Annotated in this window: 17 protein-coding genes and 1 pseudogene; 15 read left to right on the forward strand and 3 right to left on the reverse strand. The window is 62.6% G+C overall.

Features of this window, described 5'->3' with window-relative positions:
- Window positions 1-127: 127 nt before the first annotated feature.
- A complete protein-coding gene (locus A4R29_RS20425; RefSeq protein ID WP_063172729.1) occupies window positions 128-1,525 on the forward strand; it encodes a YcaO-like family protein in 1,398 nt (465 codons plus the stop codon).
- A 399-nt stretch (window positions 1,526-1,924) separates the two neighbouring features.
- Here the strand turns inward: A4R29_RS20425 and A4R29_RS20430 are convergent, their stop codons facing one another.
- Complete coding sequence (locus A4R29_RS20430; protein ID WP_013530419.1) at window positions 1,925-2,842, reverse strand: LysR substrate-binding domain-containing protein; 918 nt, start codon at window positions 2,840-2,842, stop codon at window positions 1,925-1,927.
- 122 nt (window positions 2,843-2,964) lie between these two features.
- Here A4R29_RS20430 and A4R29_RS20435 point away from each other — a divergent pair, with 122 nt between their 5' ends.
- From A4R29_RS20435 to A4R29_RS20470, 8 genes are all read left to right on the forward strand, one after another.
- Window positions 2,965-4,005, forward strand: coding sequence for an aromatic ring-hydroxylating dioxygenase subunit alpha (locus A4R29_RS20435; RefSeq protein WP_013530418.1), 1,041 nt, complete (start codon window positions 2,965-2,967; stop codon window positions 4,003-4,005).
- The gene (locus tag A4R29_RS20440) at window positions 4,002-5,129 is read left to right on the forward strand and encodes a 2Fe-2S iron-sulfur cluster-binding protein (RefSeq protein WP_063172730.1); all 1,128 of its coding nucleotides are present in this window, start codon (window positions 4,002-4,004) and stop codon (window positions 5,127-5,129) included. Before A4R29_RS20435 ends, A4R29_RS20440 begins: the two co-directional genes overlap by 4 nt.
- 42 nt (window positions 5,130-5,171) lie before the next feature.
- Window positions 5,172-6,293, forward strand: coding sequence for an aminotransferase class I/II-fold pyridoxal phosphate-dependent enzyme (locus A4R29_RS20445; protein WP_082827465.1), 1,122 nt, complete (start codon window positions 5,172-5,174; stop codon window positions 6,291-6,293).
- Window positions 6,290-7,816, forward strand: coding sequence for an FAD-binding oxidoreductase (locus A4R29_RS20450; protein WP_063172731.1), 1,527 nt, complete (start codon window positions 6,290-6,292; stop codon window positions 7,814-7,816). The genes A4R29_RS20445 and A4R29_RS20450 overlap by 4 nt, the downstream gene beginning before the upstream one ends.
- Before the next feature lie 67 nt (window positions 7,817-7,883).
- On the forward strand, window positions 7,884-9,848 hold the full coding sequence (locus A4R29_RS35385; protein WP_167355200.1) for a DUF2817 domain-containing protein: 1,965 nt from the start codon (window positions 7,884-7,886) through the stop codon (window positions 9,846-9,848).
- A 71-nt stretch (window positions 9,849-9,919) separates the two neighbouring features.
- Window positions 9,920-10,735: a transporter substrate-binding domain-containing protein gene (locus A4R29_RS20460; protein ID WP_063172732.1), complete on the forward strand. Its 816-nt coding sequence runs from the start codon at window positions 9,920-9,922 to the stop codon at window positions 10,733-10,735.
- Between the two features lie 77 nt (window positions 10,736-10,812).
- Window positions 10,813-11,520, forward strand: a complete 708-nt coding sequence (locus A4R29_RS20465) for an ABC transporter permease (protein WP_063168719.1) — start codon at window positions 10,813-10,815, stop codon at window positions 11,518-11,520.
- A gap of 5 nt (window positions 11,521-11,525) precedes the next feature.
- A complete protein-coding gene (locus A4R29_RS20470; RefSeq protein WP_063173765.1) occupies window positions 11,526-12,257 on the forward strand; it encodes an ABC transporter permease in 732 nt (243 codons plus the stop codon).
- Between the two features lie 116 nt (window positions 12,258-12,373).
- Here the strand turns inward: A4R29_RS20470 and A4R29_RS20475 are convergent, their stop codons facing one another.
- Together A4R29_RS20475 and A4R29_RS20480 are read right to left on the reverse strand one after the other, a co-directional pair.
- Complete coding sequence (locus A4R29_RS20475) at window positions 12,374-13,591, reverse strand: NAD(P)/FAD-dependent oxidoreductase (protein WP_013530410.1); 1,218 nt, start codon at window positions 13,589-13,591, stop codon at window positions 12,374-12,376.
- A 15-nt stretch (window positions 13,592-13,606) separates the two neighbouring features.
- Window positions 13,607-14,371, reverse strand: a complete 765-nt coding sequence (locus A4R29_RS20480) for an HpcH/HpaI aldolase family protein (RefSeq protein WP_063172733.1) — start codon at window positions 14,369-14,371, stop codon at window positions 13,607-13,609.
- A gap of 118 nt (window positions 14,372-14,489) precedes the next feature.
- On the opposite strand from A4R29_RS20480, the pseudogene A4R29_RS20485 reads away from it, so the two are divergent.
- The 6 genes and pseudogenes from A4R29_RS20485 (at window position 14,490) to A4R29_RS20510 (ending at window position 19,276) form a co-directional block, all read left to right on the forward strand.
- Window positions 14,490-15,379 (forward strand): annotated as a pseudogene (locus A4R29_RS20485) (2-hydroxy-3-oxopropionate reductase).
- Window positions 15,380-15,384: 5 nt separating this feature from the next.
- Window positions 15,385-16,197, forward strand: coding sequence for a shikimate dehydrogenase family protein (locus tag A4R29_RS20490; protein WP_063172734.1), 813 nt, complete (start codon window positions 15,385-15,387; stop codon window positions 16,195-16,197).
- Window positions 16,190-16,996: an SDR family NAD(P)-dependent oxidoreductase gene (locus A4R29_RS20495; protein ID WP_063168722.1), complete on the forward strand. Its 807-nt coding sequence runs from the start codon at window positions 16,190-16,192 to the stop codon at window positions 16,994-16,996. Before A4R29_RS20490 ends, A4R29_RS20495 begins: the two co-directional genes overlap by 8 nt.
- Before the next feature lie 95 nt (window positions 16,997-17,091).
- Window positions 17,092-17,439: a RidA family protein gene (locus A4R29_RS20500; protein WP_013530405.1), complete on the forward strand. Its 348-nt coding sequence runs from the start codon at window positions 17,092-17,094 to the stop codon at window positions 17,437-17,439.
- On the forward strand, window positions 17,340-18,278 hold the full coding sequence (locus A4R29_RS20505) for a FadR/GntR family transcriptional regulator (protein ID WP_244506848.1): 939 nt from the start codon (window positions 17,340-17,342) through the stop codon (window positions 18,276-18,278). Before A4R29_RS20500 ends, A4R29_RS20505 begins: the two co-directional genes overlap by 100 nt.
- A 287-nt stretch (window positions 18,279-18,565) precedes the next feature.
- The gene (locus tag A4R29_RS20510) at window positions 18,566-19,276 is read left to right on the forward strand and encodes an SDR family oxidoreductase (RefSeq protein WP_013530403.1); all 711 of its coding nucleotides are present in this window, start codon (window positions 18,566-18,568) and stop codon (window positions 19,274-19,276) included.
- Window positions 19,277-19,286 lie beyond the last annotated feature (10 nt).

Raw genomic sequence — 19,286 nt, forward strand, 5'->3', positions numbered from 1 at the left:
CGATTAGCCTAATCGCCAGACCGTCTGTGGAAATTGTCAACTCCGCCGGCTATCGTCTCGGTCGCCAACGGGCGCCCACCGCTTACCCTACGTAAACAGCAGAAGCCAAGATATTGAAAGAGCCAACATGCTGTTGCGCGGGTCGCATTGGACAACGCTTGCTCTGCTGATGCATCACGACCGGCCGATGACGGTGAACCAAGACGACCCGACCTGGGACCGCCAGTCGAGTGAAGATGATTTGGATGTTTTGGAGAATCTGGCTGCGACCCTTGTCGCTGCGCCCGAGAATGGGCTGCCCCTTTTGCACTTCGCGACACGCTACGACATTGGCGTTGAAGTGTTCGATGTTCCGGGTGGATTCCTGGCTATGTCCAACATTGCTCCATTCGAAGGGAATGAGAAACGATTCACGGCAAGTGGCAAAGGCTTTGATGCCGGCACGGCCGTGCTGTCTTGCCTCGGAGAGGCCGCGGAGATTTCCAGCTGGGCCTGCAGAGCCGAAGACATCACGGCGTCAGCACGCATCGGCTCTCCAGGCGATGGAATGAGGATCGATGCGATTCAGGTGTTGGGCTTTTCGCTGGAACAGATCCGACATCGCGATCGGCTCAACAGAGTGTGGCGTGGCTGGGACAGTATCCCTTCAACGGATCATCTGAACAATCCCCAGCTATGGGCGTCCGTTCGCAGCTTCCATGACGATAGGGTCGCGCTTTGTCCGGCGTTTCTCTGCTATGGCCGCTTTGGTGACGTCGCATATGGCGATTGCAGCTTGAACGTCGACACCAATGGTTGCGCCGCTGGCACAACGCGGGCCGATGCAAGAACCCGCGCCTTGCTTGAACTCGTCGAACGAGACGCCACAGGGATATGGTGGCACCGAGGCTCCCTGAGAAAGCGGCTGGATATCGCGCGGCTTGATGACCAAGGCTTGGCGTCTCACATCCAGCAGCATCGCCAAGAAACGGGACGCAGGCTCTGGCTTCTCGATATCTCGTCCTTCCGCACGGCCATCGTGACGGCGGCGATCAGCTGCGAAGACAGTGGCGAGCATATGGCGGTGGGTTTCGGGTGCAGCTTCGATATGGTTGCTGCCGCCCGGTCCGCGTTTTTGGAATTGATACAATCCGAAGCTGCAATGCGGGCCCATGCCGAAAGGGCAGAACGGCCCCGTAATAAAACGATGAGCGATGACGATTGTCGGATGACCCGCTGGAAGCGTTTCGCTGACGTGCGCAACTTTCGTTTCGCCATCGGCAAGCCTGCCGACGGCCTGGAAAGCGCTGGCGAAAGCAACGTCACCGACCTGCTGAATGAAATCGGCGAAGTTTGTGGTTCGCAGGTCTGGTTCGCCGATCTTTCGCGATCCGAGATTGGTATCCCCGTTGCAAAGGCGATCTGCGAGGGATTATCCCATTTCAAAGCGCGCTGGGGCTGCCACCGAAACGCCGCACCTTCCATCGCAAGTGATTCGAGCAAAACAGCAGGCCGCCTCTCGCAGGCCAGAAAACTTTTGATCTAATTGTTACAGGCAATGACGACACGGTCACGTTGGAGACCCGTCGCCGGTTACAGGACGCTGATGAGGAAGCCGGCGTTACGATTGTGGGCGGGGCCAGGACTTCGTGTACGTCGGGATTTGCTCAAGCAGGGGCTCCGAGTTCGCCGGGATCTCGTACAGCGGGGAAGTTGAGTGAACCCCTGTTGACTTGAGGGCGCGAACGCCGCTGGTTCGGGTCGCAAAGCCGCCCGACGGCTAGCGGTGCAAGAAGGGCGAAAAAAAGGACTTTTGTCGAGATATCTAGGGCAAACTGAAGCAATCCGTGGGACCGCACACCGCCGACCAATGTCTGGATCTCTTAAGACGCTGGTGCGCGCGAACTCGGCAGATGCAAACTTGTGTCTCCAGATCGGTGTTCGACTATCCCGCTAAGGTTGCGCCCAGTCGCTTGGAAATCGAAACAATCCAGGCTCGCAACTCAGGACCAAAAGGCTTCTCAAGAATGGCCCGATCCCAAGCCAAAAAATAAGGTTCCGGCAGCCTGATCCGCTTGTCGAACGGGGCGACGAGCCTGCCCGACGCGATATCGTCGGCAGCCATCGACAGTTGCGCCAGCACAAAGCCCCTTCCGTTGGCCGCCGCATCGATCGCCGCGCTCGACAAGGAAAAGGCCACTTCGCCGGATGTTCTGCGGTGCACCGCGCCGATGCTTGCGGCCCATTCCGCCCATGTCGGCGGCGAGCGGTGATCGCGGGCCCATTCGATGCTGAGAAGCGGCAGATCGAGAATATCGGCGGGCTTGCCGACCGGATGTTTCGCCAGCAGCGTCGGCGAGCAGGCCGGCACCACCCAGTCGGTGAACAGTTCGGTGTAGTGCTCGAAATCACGATATTTCGTGCCGTACGAAATACGGAAGTCAACTTGTTCGGCGCCCAGCCTTGGCTCCGTCTCGGCGCCCACCAGCCGCACGGTCGCGCCGGGGTGGTCGACCTGCCAATCCAGGAGCTGCGGGCCGATCCATTTGCTGGCCAACGACGGCAGGCAGGAGATGGTCAAAGTGTCCGCCGACCGGGCCTGTTCGATGAGATCCTGGGCGTCGCGAATGTGTTCGAAGCCGACGGCAACCGCTGCGTGGTAAACGCGGCCCAGCGCGGTGAGGGCGACACTCCTGCCGCGCCGTTCCAAAAGCCGCGCCTCCAGCGCGTCTTCGGCCTTGCGGATCTGCTGGCTGACCGCGCCGACGGAGACGCCGAGTTCGTTGGCGGCCGCCGTCACACTGCCACGCCTCCCGAAAGCCTCGAAGGCCTGTATCGCACGCAGTGGGGGCGTCTTCTTCACCTGGGCAACAATCCTGGGGTCAGCTTGATTTAGTTTTTCTAAAATAGAACGCAGATGCAAGCCCTATGTCGTCCCAGGCCCGCAAGATATTCGTTTAGGCGTCACAAGCTCGGGAGGACGCCATGTTTCTTCGAAACTGCTGGTACGTTGCCGCATGGGACCATGAGGTCGCCGACAGGCTGGTGCCGACCCGGATACTTGGCGAGGATATTGTCCTCTACCGCCGGACCGATGGCGTGGTGGCGGCGCTCGAGGATGCCTGTCCCCACCGCAAGCTGCCGCTGTCCATGGGCCGCATCAAGGGCGACACTGTCGAATGCGGCTATCACGGGCTGACCTTCGACAGCACCGGAACCTGTACGCGCGTGCCCGGTGCTGAAAAGATACCGCATGTGGCATGCGTTCGTTCCTATCCGATCGCCGAACGTTACGGGCTGCTGTGGATATGGATGGGCGAAGCGGCAAAGGCCGACCCCGCGCTGATTTTCGCGGTCGACCACTGGGGCGATCCGGCATGGGGCGTCAATCGCGGCGAGTCCATGGCGCTCGATTGCAACTACCTCTACATGACCGACAACCTGCTCGACCCCTCGCATGTGTCTTGGGTCCACCAGTCCTCCTTCGGCGGCGTTCAGGCGATGGAGGATGCGCCACTCGAAACCACCGTAGGCGCGGACGGCGTGACCGTGTGGCGCTGGGTGGTCGATGCCGCGCCGGCGCCCTTCTATGCGCCTTTCCTCAAATTCTCAGGCAATTGCGACCGCAAGCAGCACTACGAAGTGCGCTACCCCTCCAACGCCATCATCAAGGCGATCTTCGTGCCGGCCCGCACCGGCGGCGAGGGCAAGCCGCTGCACGAGGACGTGTTCCTCATGGACAGCTACAACTTCATGACGCCGGTCGATGAGAACCAGACGAAATATTACTGGTTCCAGATGCGCAATTTCGCCCCCGACGATTTGGAGGTTTCCCGCCAGTTCGCCACCTCTGTGCGCGGCGCCTTCGACGAGGACCGCACCGTGCTCAATGCCGTGCACAAGGGCATGGCAAACAAGCGCACGCCCAATCTCGATCTGAAGATAGATGTCGGACCGCTACGCTTTCGCCGGAACCTGGCCAAGCTGATCGCCAGCGAGAGCCAGCAATTGGCAGCTGCCGAATGAATGCATTCACCGCTCGCGACACCATCGCAAGAAGCGGATTTCGCGACCTGAAAGTGGTCGCGAAGGTGCGCGAAAGCGCCCTCATCACTTCATTCCATATCGAGCCGGTCGATCGACAGGACTGGCGCGACTTCCAGCCGGGCCAGTTCCTGGTGTTCCGGATTCCGGTAGCGCGGGAGGCCGCCGGCGAAAGGGGATATGTGCTGCGCAACTACAGTATCTCCTGTTCCCCAGACAGCGCTTCCTATCGGATCAGCGTGAAGCGTGAGGCAGCACCCGGGCCGGGGCTTCCCGATGGGATAAGCTCGTGCTTCCTGCATGACCGTATCGACGTCGGTGATGTGCTTCAGGCGGAAGGGCCGCGCGGCGATTTCGTGCTCGACAAGGCCAGCAACCGTCCAGTCGTGCTGCTCAGCGGCGGCGTCGGGCTGACGCCGATGGTGTCGATGCTGCATGCGTTGGCTTCGTTGCCGGACCGCCGTGCCGTCTTCATTCACGCCTGCGACAACGGCGATGTGCATGCCTTGCGCGATGAAGTGTCCGGCCTGGTCTCGACCCGTCCCGGCCTGACCGCACACTTCTGCTACCGGCACCCGTCCGAGCGCGACAAGGCCGAGCAGCGCTTCCATAGCGAAGGCATGATTTCGCGGGACGTGCTGCAGCGTTTGCTACCGATCGATGACTATGATTTCTACCTCTGTGGCCCGCCGCCGTTCATGCAGGCGATCTACGTCATGCTGCGCGAGCTTGGCGCGCCAAGGTATCGCATTGCCTACGAATTCTTCGGCCCGGCGACGGTGCTTGAGCCCGATGCAGTGCGAGTTCCCGCGGTTCCAGCGCAGCCGGCAAGGATCGAGCCGGCCGGGGAAGCGACAACCGTGGAATTTCGGAAGTCGGGCCTGACGGCCGTCTGGGATGGCTCGGCCGTATCGTTGCTCGACTTCGCCGAGAACCAAGGTCTGTTGCCGGAATTCAGCTGCCGGGCCGGCATCTGCGGCACATGCAAGTCGCGGCTGATCTCGGGCGACATCGCCTATTTCGAAGAACCGCTGGACGAGCTTGGAAGCGGCGAAGTGCTGTTGTGCTGCTCCAAGCCGCGCGGATCAGTCGTCCTCGATATTTGACAAGATTGCCGCGCGTGGGCGCGGGGAAACGGAAGTCGGGATTTGGAACAGTCGGTCAAACCAGCGTCGAGCCTGCCGCTCAATCCGCATATCGCCGCATTGCCGCCCTACAATGCCGGCATGAACATCTCGATGGCGCGGGCGCTGAGTGGCCGCAACGATGTCGCCCGGCTGGCCAGCAACGAGAACCCGGATGGGTGTTCTCCCGCCGTCATGGCCGCATTGGCCTCCTCATCCTTCGAGCCATGGCGCTATGCCGATCCGGCCTGCACGGCGCTGCGGGCGGCGCTTGGCGAAAAACTGGCGATCGATCCTGGCATGATCGTTGCCGGCAATGGTTCCGAGGAGATGATCGCCGCCATCTCGCGCGCCGTCCTGGTGCCGGGCGCCTCGGTCGTCACCACGGTGCCGAGCTTCGGGCTGCATGAGATAGAGCCGCTGGCTGCCGGTGCCGATGTCGTCAAGATTGCGATGACACCCGAGATGGGGTTCGATCTTGCCGCGCTCGAAGCGGCGATCGCCGTCGGGCCACGGATCGTTTTCATATCCTCGCCGTGGAATCCGGTCGGGCCCGGTCTCGACCACGCTGGCCTGCGACGGCTGATCGGCGCCGTGCGGCCCGGCACGCTTCTTGTCCTGGACGAGGCCTATTTCGAATTCGCCGATCCCGGCGCGCCCGACGGCATCGAGGTCCTGCGCAACAGCAGCATCGACCATGTCGTGCTGCGCACATTTTCGAAGGCTTATGGCCTGGCGGGGCTGCGCGTTGGCTATGCCGTTTGTTCGGGCTTCGAACTGGCAAGAGTGATCGCGGCCGCCAAGACGCCGTTCAACGTCAATGCGGCAGCGCAGGTCGCCGCAATTGCGGCACTGGCCGACGAAAGCTGGATGAAGGCGTCGGCGGGCCGCGTCAGAGCCGAGCGCGTGCGCACCGCCGCCGCACTTACGGGCCTTGGTTTCCGGGTTGCCCAGTCGCAGACAAACTTCCTGTTCTTCGACTGCAAGGGCGACAGCTCCAGCGTTGCCGCCGGTCTCCTGAAGCAGGGGATCATCGTTAAGGCGTGGCGCGAAGCCGGCTACGAGCACTATCTGCGCGCCACCATCGGCTTGCCGGCCGACAACGACCGGCTGATCACGGCGCTTCAGGGATTGGCGGGGCGATGAGCGGCCACGCGTCTCCCAGGCAAACGAACTGGATCGAGCAAGCGGTGCCGTTGTCGGTTGTCGACGCGATCCGCCGTGTCGTTGGCGCCTCGAATGTGCGGACCAGTGATGATGCCGGGGCGATCGACCTTGGTTCGAACGGGACGGATTGCGCCGCCGGCATCGTCGTTGCGCCTTCATCGACCGGCGAGGTCGCCGCGGTGGTGCGCATCTGCAGTCAAAATGAGATTCCGATCGTGCCGCAGGGCGGGCGGACCGGCCTGGTCGGCGGAAGTGTCTCGCGGCCGGGCGAGATCGTTCTTTCCCTGGCACGCATGAACCGGATTGAGCGGCTCGACCCCGTCGAGCGCGTGGCGATCGTCGGTGCCGGTGTTACCCTCGAAGCTTTGCAGTCTGCCGCATTTGAGCACCGCCTGGAGCCCGGTATCGATCTTGCCGCGCGCGGTTCGGCGACGATCGGCGGCATGGTGTCCACGAATGCGGGTGGCGTGATGGCCTTTCGCAACGGGGTCATGCGCCACCGCGTCCTTGGCCTGGAGGCCGTGCTGGCCGACGGATCGGTCTATTCCGATCTGACGCGGGTGGTGAAGAATTCCGCCGGCTACGATCTGAAGCATCTCTTCATCGGTGCGGAGGGCACGCTTGGCATCGTGACCCGCGTGGTCGTCAAGCTCGACCCTTCGCCCCGAGCCACCGCCACCGCGCTTTTCGGGCTGCCGTCTGTCGAAGCGGCGCTGCAAGTCATTCGTCTGGCGCTTGAATCGGATACCGGAGTTTTGCGCGCGGCGGAGGCGATGTGGACCTCGTATTTCAGCCTGGCCGCAGCCGCGCATGAATGGTCCGAACCGAGCGTGCCGCTCGACCAGCCGCTGTTCCTGCTGCTGTCGCTTGGCGGCGCGCGCGAAGAGGCGCTGCGCGAAGATTTCGAGCGTATCTATTCGGAAGTGATGGAGCGCTATCCTGAAGCCACCGGCATCATTGCCGGCTCGCGGCGGCAAGAGGAAGACCTGTGGCGGTTGCGCGAGGACACCGGCGTGCTCTATCGCGCCCATCCCCAAGCGCCTTCCTTCGACGTGTCGGTGCCTCTGTCGGAAATTCCGGCCTATCTCAACAGAATCCTGCCCCGGCTCGCAGCGATCGAACCGGGTCTGGCGCCCTATGTATTCGGTCACCTGGCCGATGGAAACCTGCATATCATCCTCAACCGTCAGGGTCCGCTGGCGCCTGACGTAGCGGAGGCTGCCGAGAGCGTCCTGTACCAACAACTGCGGGAGATTGGCGGTTCTTTTTCCGCCGAGCACGGTGTTGGGTCCAAGCGCATCCATTCGCTGCTGGCGACGGTTGACCCGACGAAGCTCGCCGCGATGGAGCGGGTGAAACGAGCGCTGGACGATCAGTCGATCATGAACCCCGACAAGGTGCTTCCCTCCGACGCCTGGTTTGTCCGGTCCTCCAGGCCGCTCCTTTCCGGCAATGAGCGCCGATTGCCACCTCAGAACACGAGCGATCACAACGATGAATAGCCCCACGGTGGAACGACAGGGAATGAACGGATTGACCGCAACCGCCAGCGATCCGGTGGGATCGACCATGCGCCATGATGAGCCAGCCCCCGCCTATGCCCGTGATTTCGCCGTCCTTCGCAGGAGATTTCGCGAAGCCGCCGAGCGGGCCGGCGCGGAACTGTCTGAATATGTTCATCCGCTGAACGGCCCGGATGGCGAGACGCTGGCGACGGATGTGGCGCTGCTTGGCCGCCGCGATGCGCGCAAACTGATCGTGCTCATCTCCGGTACGCATGGTGTCGAGGGCCCGTTCGGCTCGACTTGCCAGACCGCCTGGCTCGGCCAGAAGCACCTGCGGCGCCTGCCCGGCGACACAGCCATCCTTGCCATTCACCTCATCAATCCCTGGGGTACGGCTTGGTCGCGGCGCGTCAACGAGGACAATGTCGACCTCAACCGCAACTTCATCGACTGGTCTTCAAGTGCTCCCGTCAACAACGGTTATGCCGGCCTGCACGACGCCATGGCGTATCGCGAGTGGGAGGGACCGGACCGCATAGCGGCCGACGAGAAGCTCGCCGTGGCGCGCAAAAGGCTTGGGCATGCCGGGCTGGCGGCGATCGTCGAAGCCGGCCAGTATGAGTTCGCCGACGGCATGTTCTACGGCGGTGGCGGCCCGGTCTGGTCGAACCGCACCTTGAACGAAATTCTGAAGACCTTTGCCGGCGCGGCGCGCCAGGCCATCGTCTTCGATCTGCATACCGGCGCCGGGCCTTACGGTTATCCGGCTCTGCTTTCTGTGGCGAGTTCCGAGCATGACGGCCTTGCCTGGGGCAAATCCATCTTCGGGCCGGCGCTGGCGACAGTCCTGACAGGCCAGGGCGCCAAGACCGATACCGGCATCACGGCAACGGCGACCGGCTATGTCTCCGATGCCGTCCGCAAGGCAATGCCGAACGCGCGCGTGCTGCCGCTTGTCGTTGAATGCGGCACGTTGGACGGGCCGGCTGTCATGGAAGCGGTCCAGGCCGACAACTGGCTGCATCTGTTCGGCAAGCTCGATTCGCCGTTGGGCAAGCGGATCCGCGACACTCTGCGTTGCGCCTTCATCCCGGATGACCCAGACTGGCAACGCACCTGCCTGTCCAGCAGCCTGCGCTATTTCGATCGTGCGCTGGCGGACCTGCGAACCGTCGAGATAACCCAGGACACCAGCAGCGAACAGACGCCGCCAACCCTTCCTGCCGTCGCGGCCGATCCGGCGCCCGCTGACAAGGCAAAGATCACCACGCCGGCCGTGCAGATCGACGAGCTTCACAAGAGCTTCGGCTCGCTTTTGGTGTTGAAGGGCGTCAATCTCACCGCCCATGCCGGTGAGGTCATTTCCATGATCGGCTCGTCGGGCTCGGGCAAGAGCACGTTCCTGCGTTGCATCAATCTTCTGGAGCAGCCGGATGGCGGCAAGGTCGCCATCGATGGCGAGGTGATCAAGATGAAGCCGCTGTCGAGCGGCCGTCTTGGGCCAGCCGATATGGCGCAGGTCGAACGCATCCGCGCCCGCGTCGGCATGGTGTTCCAGAACTTCAATCTGTGGCCGCACATGACTGTGGCGGAGAACATCATCGAAGCGCCCCGGCACGTCTTGAAGGAGCCCCGCGAGAAGGCCATCGAACATGCGCACGCCTTGTTGAAGAAGGTCGGGCTCGCCGACAAGCACGCTCATTATCCGGGCCAGTTATCAGGCGGCCAGCAGCAACGCGCCGCGATCGCCCGAACGCTCGCGATGCGTCCCAAAGTCATCCTCTTCGACGAACCGACATCGGCGCTCGATCCCGAGTTGGTCGGCGAGGTGCTGCGCGTGATCCGTCAACTGGCGGAGGAAGGCAACACCATGATCCTTGTAACGCACGAAATGCAGTTCGCGCGCGAGGTCTCCCACAAGGTTCTGTTTCTCCACCAGGGAAAGGTGGAGGAAGAGGGTGCGCCCGCGGAGCTGTTCGGCAGCCCGCGCTCGGAGCGTCTGCGCCAATTCCTGGCACGGACACTGTGAGGGAAGCATCCTCGAAGCGTCCGGTTCGCACCGGACAACGGCAATGAAGACCAACAACAAGGGGAACTGATATGAAACTGAAAGTCTTGACGCTGCTCGCAGGTCTCGCGGGAAGCATGGGAAGCATGGGAAGCATGGGAAGCGCATTGGCGGTCGAAGGCGAGTTGTCCATCGGAACGGAAGGCGCCTACCCGCCATGGAGCATGTCCGACGCCAGTGGCAACGTCACCGGTTTCGACGCCGATGTCGGCGCGTTGCTTTGCACCAAACTCGCGGTGACCTGCCATTTTGTCGTGCAGGCGTTCGACGGGTTGATCCCGGCGCTGAAGGCCAAGCGCTTCGACGTCATCATCTCGGGCATGTCGATCACCGCCGATCGCAAGAAGGAGATCAATTTCAGCGTCGGCTATGCCGAACTGGCCAACATGTTCGTCGCGGCCAAGGGGTCTGATCTGGCCGCGATCACCGACGTCGACACGCTGCTGAAGTCGCTCGACGGCAAGAAGGTCGGCGTGCAGGCTGGCACGACCCACGCGCATTTCCTCGAGAAGCGTGCACCGAATGCCGACCTGAAAACCTACGACACGCTTGACCAGATGCAGATCGACCTGGCGAGCGGCCGTATCGACACGGCTTTCGCCGATCAATCCGCCTTGCAGGATTTTCTGGACAAGCCTGACGGCAAGAACTTCCAACTGGTCGGTGTTGAGATCAAGAGCACATACGACCCGACGCTTGGCGAAGGCATCGGCGTCGGCATCGCGCAGGACAACACCGAACTCAAGGCCAAGATCGACAAGGCGCTTTGCGAGCTGATCGCGGACGGCTCGGTCGGCAAGGCAAGCGAGAAATGGTTCAAGACGGACATTTCCCGGCCCTGCAAATAACGCCTTGGAACCCTCGCATGCGCCCGGAGCGCCGGGCGCATGCGCTTCGCTGGCACGACAAGACTAGGGCAACTCAGATGGAATTCGGTCTCTGGCAGGTTTGGGAAGCGGGTTGGGTGACCGCCATCCTGCGTGGCGCGTCGATAACGATCCTGGTGGGTCTCGTCAGCATGGCGGCCGGGCTGGTGATCGGCATTGTCTGCGGCTTGATCAAATGGGCCCGGATATTTCCGCTCTCGCTGCTCGTTGATGCCTATACCTCGCTGGTGCGCGGCGTGCCCGAGCTGCTCATCATCTACCTCCTGTTTTTCAGTTCGGTTGAATTCGTGACCAAGGTCGTGACCGCTTTCGGCTATGCCGGGGTCGCGGAGAGCGGCTATGCGTTCGTCATCGCGGTCATCGCCATCGGCGCGATCTCCGGCGCCTATTCGACCGAGGTCGTGCGCGGAGCCCTGGGGGCGATCCCCAATGGGCATATCGAGGCCGCGCGCGCGCTCGGGTTATCGGGCGGCCGGATCTTTCGCCGCATCATCGCGCCGCAGATGCTGCGCATCGCGGTTCCCGGAATCAACAATGTCTGGCAGACGACGATCAAGGACACGGCCCTGGTCTCGGTGGTCGGCCTTCAGGAGCTGATGCGCATTTCTTTCATTGGCGCCAATTCCACCCGCCACCCGTTCATCTTCTACCTGATCGCGGCTGTGGTTTATCTGGCCATTACGCTCGTCAGCCAGGCCGGGTTCGACGGCATCGAACGCCTACTCAGGGTGAGGACGAGAAAGTAGTTATGATGGATCTCATCCAGCTAGCGGTTCCCGTCCTGCTCAAGGGCCTGTGGGTCACAGCGGCACTAACGTTCGTCTCGGTGCTGATCGGCTTCAATCTGGGCCTCGGTTTGGCGCTGATGCGGCTGTCGTCGAACCGCTTCCTGTCAGGCTTTGCCAAATATTACTCCAATGTCTTTCGCGGGACGCCACTGCTGGTGCAGATTTTCCTGTTCTATTACGGGCTTGGCCAACTTTCCCTGATCAAGGACAACGCAGCTTTGTGGTGGTTGATCAGCGACGGCGCGCGCTGCGCCGTGCTGGCGCTTGCGCTGAACACGGCTGCCTACACGTCGGAGATCCTGCGCGGCGGATTGATGTCGGTTCCGGTTGGTCTCGTCGAAGCGGCGCAGGCATGCGGCATGTCGCGCATGCTCCGGTTCCGGCGCATCGAGTTTCCGCTCGCCATCCGCCAGGCGCTGCCGGCCTATGGCAATGAGCTCATCCTGGTCGTCAAGGGGACCAGCCTTGCCTCGACGATCACGGTGCTCGAGATCACCGGCTACGCCAAGCGGCTGATGAGCCAGACCTTCGCAATCTTCGAGATCTTCGCCATTGCCGGCGTGCTCTACCTTGTGATCAATCTGCTGTTGATCGCCATCATCCGCGCCATAGAGCGTTTCCTCATGCGCCACGAGGCGTCCTCTGGCCGAGATCTGGCAGCGCCGCAACCAAATCGATCGACCGTGGGTTCGTGACGCTCCTGCTAAGATAGAGCGATCCGAGCGAGTAGTTTTCACGACGTCTCTGACTAAAATGCAATTTCATTGGACGCTGAATGCCCGAGATAAAATGGGTGACCGATCGTCTCGCTTTAAATCACTGCTTCCTCGAGAAACGGCTCGTTGCGATCTATGCGCTCGTAACAGAACGGCGAAAGATCGAGCGTCTGGAAAGCCCCGTGAACGATAAGTTCTGAAACGGCCCGGCCCACGGCTGGCGACTGTTGCAGCCCGTGCCCCGAGAAGCCGTTGGCAAACATGAAATTGGTCACCTGCGGGTGGAAGCCGACGATGCCGTTGTGGTCGAGCATGTTGTACTCGTAGTGGCCGGTCCAACTGGTCTGGACCTTGAGTGCGTCGAAAGACGGAATGCGGTGCCAGAGTGCCGGCCAGATGTAGTCGTCGAACTCTTCATGGTGCATTTCAAAGTCGTCGTAGCCGGCCGGTCCGTCGCCTTGCGGCGTGTTGCCGGTGAGAAAAAGCTCGCCTTCGGGACGCACGAATGTTCCGGAAAGGTCGATGACATTGGGCATCCGGCCGGGGATCGGGTTGGCGCTGGCGAAGACGAAGCTGTAGCGCTTGTAGGGCGCGACCGGGATCGACAGGCCGGCCATGGCGGCCACCTGCTGAGCGCGCGGGCCCGCGGCGTTGACCAATGTTCCGCAGGCAACCGTCTGTCCGGTCGCGAGGCGCACCGAGATGACCCGCCCATCGGCGATATCCAGCCCTGTCACGGCATTGTCGATATACTCGACGCCGCTGGCGCGGGCTGCGCGGCGGAAACCGTTCATCAGCCCCACGGAATCGAACCAGCCCTCTTCCCTGGCCCCCCAGGAACCGCCACCGAGATCCTCCACATTGAGCCAGGGGAAGCGATCCTTCAGCGGGCCCGGCTCAAGAAACACCGTGTGGGCCCCAAAACTGCGCTGCAGATCGACGCGCTCGCGGGCCGCTTTGACGCCGTCGGGTGAACAGCAGTAAAGATACCCATGCTCCTTGAAGCCGAGGTCGGGCGCCGGTTCGTCCTTGTAGAAAGGTGCCATACGCTCCTGAAATCCGCGGATGATCTCGATGCCGAACTGGCTGATCTTCACATTGATCGGATTGGAATATTGCTGCCGGATCGCACTGGTGGAGAGCGCCGTCGACGAGAATTCGTAGCTCGAGTCGCGTTCGACGACGAGGATCGAGGCGCCGCTGCCCAGCGCCTGGCTCAGCCAGTAGGCCGTGGACGAACCGATGACGGCGCCGCCGACGATGACGATGTCGTAGGCGGTCCGTGACGGCGCTTTGTACCGGGGGATCGGCATGGCTGTATCTCCGGTCTACCGATTGAACGAAGCGACCAAGGCATCCGAGCCCCGCGCCAGCAGGCCGAGGTCGGAACCAACGGCAACCATGGTGAAGCCGTCGGCGAGGTAGCGGTCGGCATCGGTCTTTGCGGGAGCCAGGATCCCGCTGGCCTTGCCTGCCGCCGTTGCTGCCTTGCGCACCGAGGCGATCGCTTCTTGAACGTGTGCGGCCCCGGGATTGCCCATCGCACCCATGTTGGTGGAAAGGTCGCCGGGCCCGACGAACAGAACGTCGACGCCGTCCACTGCCGCAATTTCCGCGGCATTGGCGACGCCCAATTCATCCTCGATCTGTACCGCGAGAAGCTGCTGCTCACGCGCCTTGCCGTGGTAACCGGCGATGCGACCGAAGCCGTTGGCACGGTGACCGACCGAGAAGCCGCGAAATCCACCAGGCGCATATGTCATGGCCGCGACAATGGCGCGGGCCTGATCGGCCGTCCGCACATTGGGGATCATCAGGCTGCGCGCACCGATATCCAGGGCCTGCTTGATCAGATTGGGATCGTCGGAAGGCAGCCTGACGACGGCCTCGCTGTCGAAGCCGCCCATGACCTGCAACTGGGCCATGATGCTGCGCAGATGGTTGGGGCTATGCTCGCCATCGATCAGCAGCCAGCCGGCGCCGGAGCCCGCGACAATTTCCGTCGTCAGGGCCGAAGCCAGCGAGCACCAGATGCCGATATGGGCCCGGCCGGCCGACACGGCAGCCTTCAGCGTATTGAGGCGCTCTTGCATTTTGCGGTCGGTCTCCGATGAGCGAAAGGATGTTGAAATTTGTATGATGTCCTATATCATACGGCAATAATTTGCTGCAAGATGTAATACGCACCAACCTTCGTCCAGGGGTTCAAGAATGAAGATCGGGTTCATCGGGCTCGGTGTGATGGGAGCACCGATGGCGCACCATCTCGTCGACGCGGGATATGAGATCTTCACGGTCCTGAACCGCTCCCCTCTGCCGAAGGACCTTAGGGCATCGGTCGTCGCCTCTCCTGGCGATGTGGCGCGGATGTCCGAGATCATCGTGACCATGCTGCCCGACACGCCAGATGTGGAGCGTGTCCTGCTTGGAGGAACGGCGTCTTGGAGGGGCTGTCGGCCGATAAGCTGGTCATCGACATGAGCTCGATCAGCCCTATCGCCACTGCGGAATTCGCAGCGAAACTGCGGCAAGCGGGAGCCGGCTACCTCGACGCCCCGGTCTCGGGCGGTGAGGTCGGCGCCAAGGCGGCGAGCCTCACCATCATGGTCGGCGGGCCGACCGCAGAGTTCGAGCGCGCGCTGCCGATCTTTCGGACGCTGGGCAAGAACATCACCTTGATCGGCGAGCACAATGGCGCCGGCCAGACCTGCAAGATCGCAAATCAGATCATCGTCGCGCTCAACATAGAGGCCGTGGCGGAAGCGCTCGTCTTTGCCAGCAAGGCCGGTTGCGATCCGGCAAAGGTGCGCGCCGCGCTGATGGGCGGCTTTGCCTCGTCCCGCGTGCTGGAGGTGCATGGCGAGCGCATGATCGCCCGGACCTTCGCCCCGGGCTTTCGCATGCGGCTTCACCAGAAGGATCTCAACCTCGCGCTCGAAAGCGCCCGCGCGCTTGGCGTCTCGCTGCCGAACACCGCGATGGCGCAACAACTGATGAGCGCCTGCTCAGCCCGACCAGGCGGCGCGGAGGCCGACCACTCGTCCCTCGTCCAGGCGCTGGAGATCCTCAGCGGCCACGAACTGTCAAAAGAAAAGGAGTAAAACCAATGCGCGGAACCGGCAAGGCCGAGATCTTCGTGATGCTGGCCCATCCCGTGGCCCATGCCAAGAGCCCCGGCATATTCAACGAGATCTTCGAGCAGAAGGGCCTCGACAGCCTCATGGTGCCCTTGAGCTGCCGCCCGGAGGATTTCGAGGCCTTCTGGGCCGGCATTACGGCAGCCGAGAATATCAGGGGCGTGATCATCTCGGTGCCGTACAAGGTTGCGGTCTATCACAAATGCACCGCCGCCCACGACCGCGCCGCGAGGGTGCAGAGCGCCAATTCCGTGCGCCGGCTGCCCGATGGCAGCTGGTACGCCGACAATTTCGACGGCGTCGGCTTTATCGATGGCCTCAATGCAGGCGGGCATCAGATTGCCGGCCGCCGCATTCTCCAAGTTGGAGCCGGCGGTGCCGGCGCGTCCCTGGCCTATTGTCTTGCGGAAGCCGGCGCCGAAGAAATCCGCCTCGCCGACCTCGATACCGGTCGCGCCGAAAAACTGGCGGCGCTGGTTGCGCAGGTCTTCCCGAAATGCCGCATCCAGGTCGGCGAGGCCGATCCTTTCGGCATGCATATGGCGATCAACGCCACACCGGTCGGCATGCACGCCGGCGACCCGCTGCCGCTGGATGTGAGCCGGCTGACCCCGGACATGACGGTCGTCGACATCATCATGGAGCCCGCCGAGACCCCCCTGCTAAAGGCGGCGAAAGAGATTGGCTGCCGCATTCAGCCGGGGCGCCCGATGATGGATTTCCAGGTCCGGGCCATGTCCGAATTCTTCGACATCGAAGGCAAAGGTCGCGGCAATGGCTGAGACATTGACGGCCGTCGTCATCGGCGGCACTTCCGGCATCGGACGCGCGATAGCGCTGCGCTTCGCCGAGGACGGCTACCATCTGGTGGTCGCCGGCAGGGATGCGGCACGGGGCGATGAGGCGGTTGGCGCCTGCGCGGCGGTCGGCGCACCGCGCGCGCTGTTTGTCCAGACCGATGTCGCCGAATCCGGCTCGGTGGAAGCGCTGGCGCAGGCCGTCAGCGACGCGTTCGGTACCCCGCACGTCGTCGTCAACTGCGCCGGCATCCTGCAGAGTGGCAAGCACGTCCTCGACCAGGATCTGGACGAAGACGAGAGGATGTGGCGAGTGAACTATCGCGGCACCTTGCTGGGTTGCCAGGTGTTCGGTCGGCTGATGTCGGCTGCCGGGCGAGGCGCGATCCTGAACGTCGGCTCGCTTGCCTCCTTCGCGCCGCTGTCCCTGCCCGCCTACACGCCCGGAAAGCATGCCGTCCTGGCCTTGACCCAGATCCTGGCCGCCGAGCTCGGTCCGCACGGCGTACGCGTCAATGCGGTGGCACCCGGCTACACGCTTTCGGACGGGCTGAAAGCCAGGATCGCCAAGGGTGAGCGCAACCCCGAAGCCATCCAGGCGACCACCGCGCTGCGCCGCTTCGTCGAGCCGCGCGACGTTGCCGAGGCCGCACTGTTCCTCTGCTCCGACCGGGCCGCATCGATAACCGGCGTCACCCTGCCCGTCGACGCCGGCTGGCTCGTTCAGGCGCCCTACGCACAATATCTGCAGGGAAACCCCATCCGCCAGACGCCGGCAATCTGAGTCCATCCGGCGGAGGCCGGAAATCTGACCCATCCGGCGGAGGCCGGAAATCTGACCCATCCGGCGGAGGCCGGAAATCTGACAAGGACAATCCAATGAGTGACATCAAGCGCTTCGACTTCGACACCCGCATCCACCACGGGGTCATCCACAATGGCACCCTCTACCTCACCGGCCAGGTCGCAAAGCCGGGTCAGTCCGCAGCCGACCAGATGCGCGAGGCGCTTGGCAAGGTCGACGTCCTGCTTGCCAAGGCCGGTACGGACAAGACACGTATCCTTCACGTGCAGATGTGGCTGGACGACATCAGGGATTTCGACGAGGTCAACACGGTCTGGGACGGATGGATGCCGAAGGAGCATGCACCCGCGCGCTCTTCCGGCGAAGGACGGATGGCCAAGCCTGGAATGCTGGTCGAGCTGATCGTCACCGCGGCGGTTTGAATGGCCTTGCCGGTTCGGGCATCATCGCGAATCTGGCTAAGGGGAGACTGATGACGAAGCGCAAACCGCTTTCCACTGTCGTGGCGGAGAGTCTGTCCGAAAAGATCCGTTCCGGATCTCTGCTTCCCGGCGCGCAATTGCCGACCGAGGCGGAGCTTTGTGCCGAGTACGACGTCAGCCGGACGGTGGTGCGGGAAGCGGTGGCGCGATTGCGCTCCGAAGGGATGGTGGTGCCGCAGCAGGGCCGCGGCATGTTCGTCAGCGAAACGCCGGCGCCGCGCAATTTCTCGATACCGGACGAGGCGCTGAGGACCTTGCCGGAAACCATTGCCCTGCTCGAACTGAGATTGAGTGTGGAAGTGGAGTCCGCCGGGCTATGCGCGGAACGGCGCACCGATGCGGAGGCGAACGGAATCCGAACCCTGATGGAACAGGTCGACGCCCAGCAAGCGGATCCCGCTGTGGTCCAGATCCACTATGACTATGATTTCCATCTGGCGATCGCCAAAGCCGCGCGCAACGAATTCATCCACGGCTTCCTGAGCTATCTCAGGCCGATGATCGTTCCACGCTTTCAACTGGGCTACGTGGTCACGCCGGCGCTCAAGGACAGCTATTACGCACGCATTCACAACGAGCACAAAACCATCGTGGATGCCATCGAAAGGCAGGACGGTCGTGCCGCTCGCCAGGCCATGCGCAAGCATCTGCACAACAGCCTCGGGCGTGTGCGCGCTTTGGCACGGGCTTCGGGCGTCGCGGCGACAGAGGCAGAGCAGCAGGCGGCTGCGGCCTCGCTCTTTACCGATATGAAGAGGCCTGTTTCGACCGGCGGATAGGCCCCGGCTTCGATCACCCAGGCATTCGCACTCACCCAGATTAGCCACCGCATTGCGAAAGCCATGTTTTGGCTCCGCCAGCTGACCTGAACCGTTTCCCGCAGGTTGAGAACATCGTTTTCCCGTCGTTTCCTTCGGTTTTCAGCCTCGGCGCCGAGGTCACCACCTGTCCAGGTTTCGGGCGGGAGAAGAGAATTCGAAAGTTTATCTTTCCTTTTTGCTGGTTTTCTTGGTTTCGCGGCATCGGCCCAGGCCGCAGACTGAATCAGGCAATCAGGGAAGCCAACGTGACGACAGCCTTCATCACAGGTGCAACAAGCGGCATAGGGCGGGCCATGGCGATCGCACTGAGCGACGCCGGCTACGATGTCTATGCGGTCGGGCGCAGCCAGGCCGCGCTCAAGGCGTTGCAGGCCGAGCGATCCGGCATCGTGCCCATCGCCGTCGACGTGACCGATCGCGAGGCGCTGGAAGCTGTTCTGGCGGATCTGACCATCGACGTGCTGATCAATAATGCCGGGATCATGCCACCGTTGGGCAATTTCGCCGACATGAAAATCTCCGACATCGACACCACGCTGGAGGTCAACCTCAGCGCGGCAATCCTGCTTACCCGCCTCGTCGTTCCGCAGATGCGCGAGCGGCAGGCTGGCCACATCCTGTTCACCGGCTCCACCGCGGGCCACGCGGCATATTCCAACATTGCCGTCTATTCGGCCACCAAGGCGGCGATATCAGGCTTTGCCGCCGCGTTGCGCGCCGACCTCTCCCCATCAGGCGTCCGTGTCACCGAGATCGTCGCCGGCCGTGTCGAGACGCAGCTCTACCAGGACATCCTCGACGCAAAGGCGCGCGCGGCCATGTACGCCAGCAAAGTGGTGCAGCCGGATGACGTGGCCAGAATGGTGGTCGCGGTACTCGGCCTGCCCGCATGGGCCGACGTTACCCGTTTCGACATCATGCCGACATGGCCAACCTCGCCAAGCGGCACCAAGTAAGGAAAAACTG

The sequence above is a fragment of the Mesorhizobium ciceri biovar biserrulae genome, assembly GCF_001618845.1.
Classification (GTDB): Bacteria; Pseudomonadota; Alphaproteobacteria; order Rhizobiales; family Rhizobiaceae; genus Mesorhizobium; species Mesorhizobium ciceri.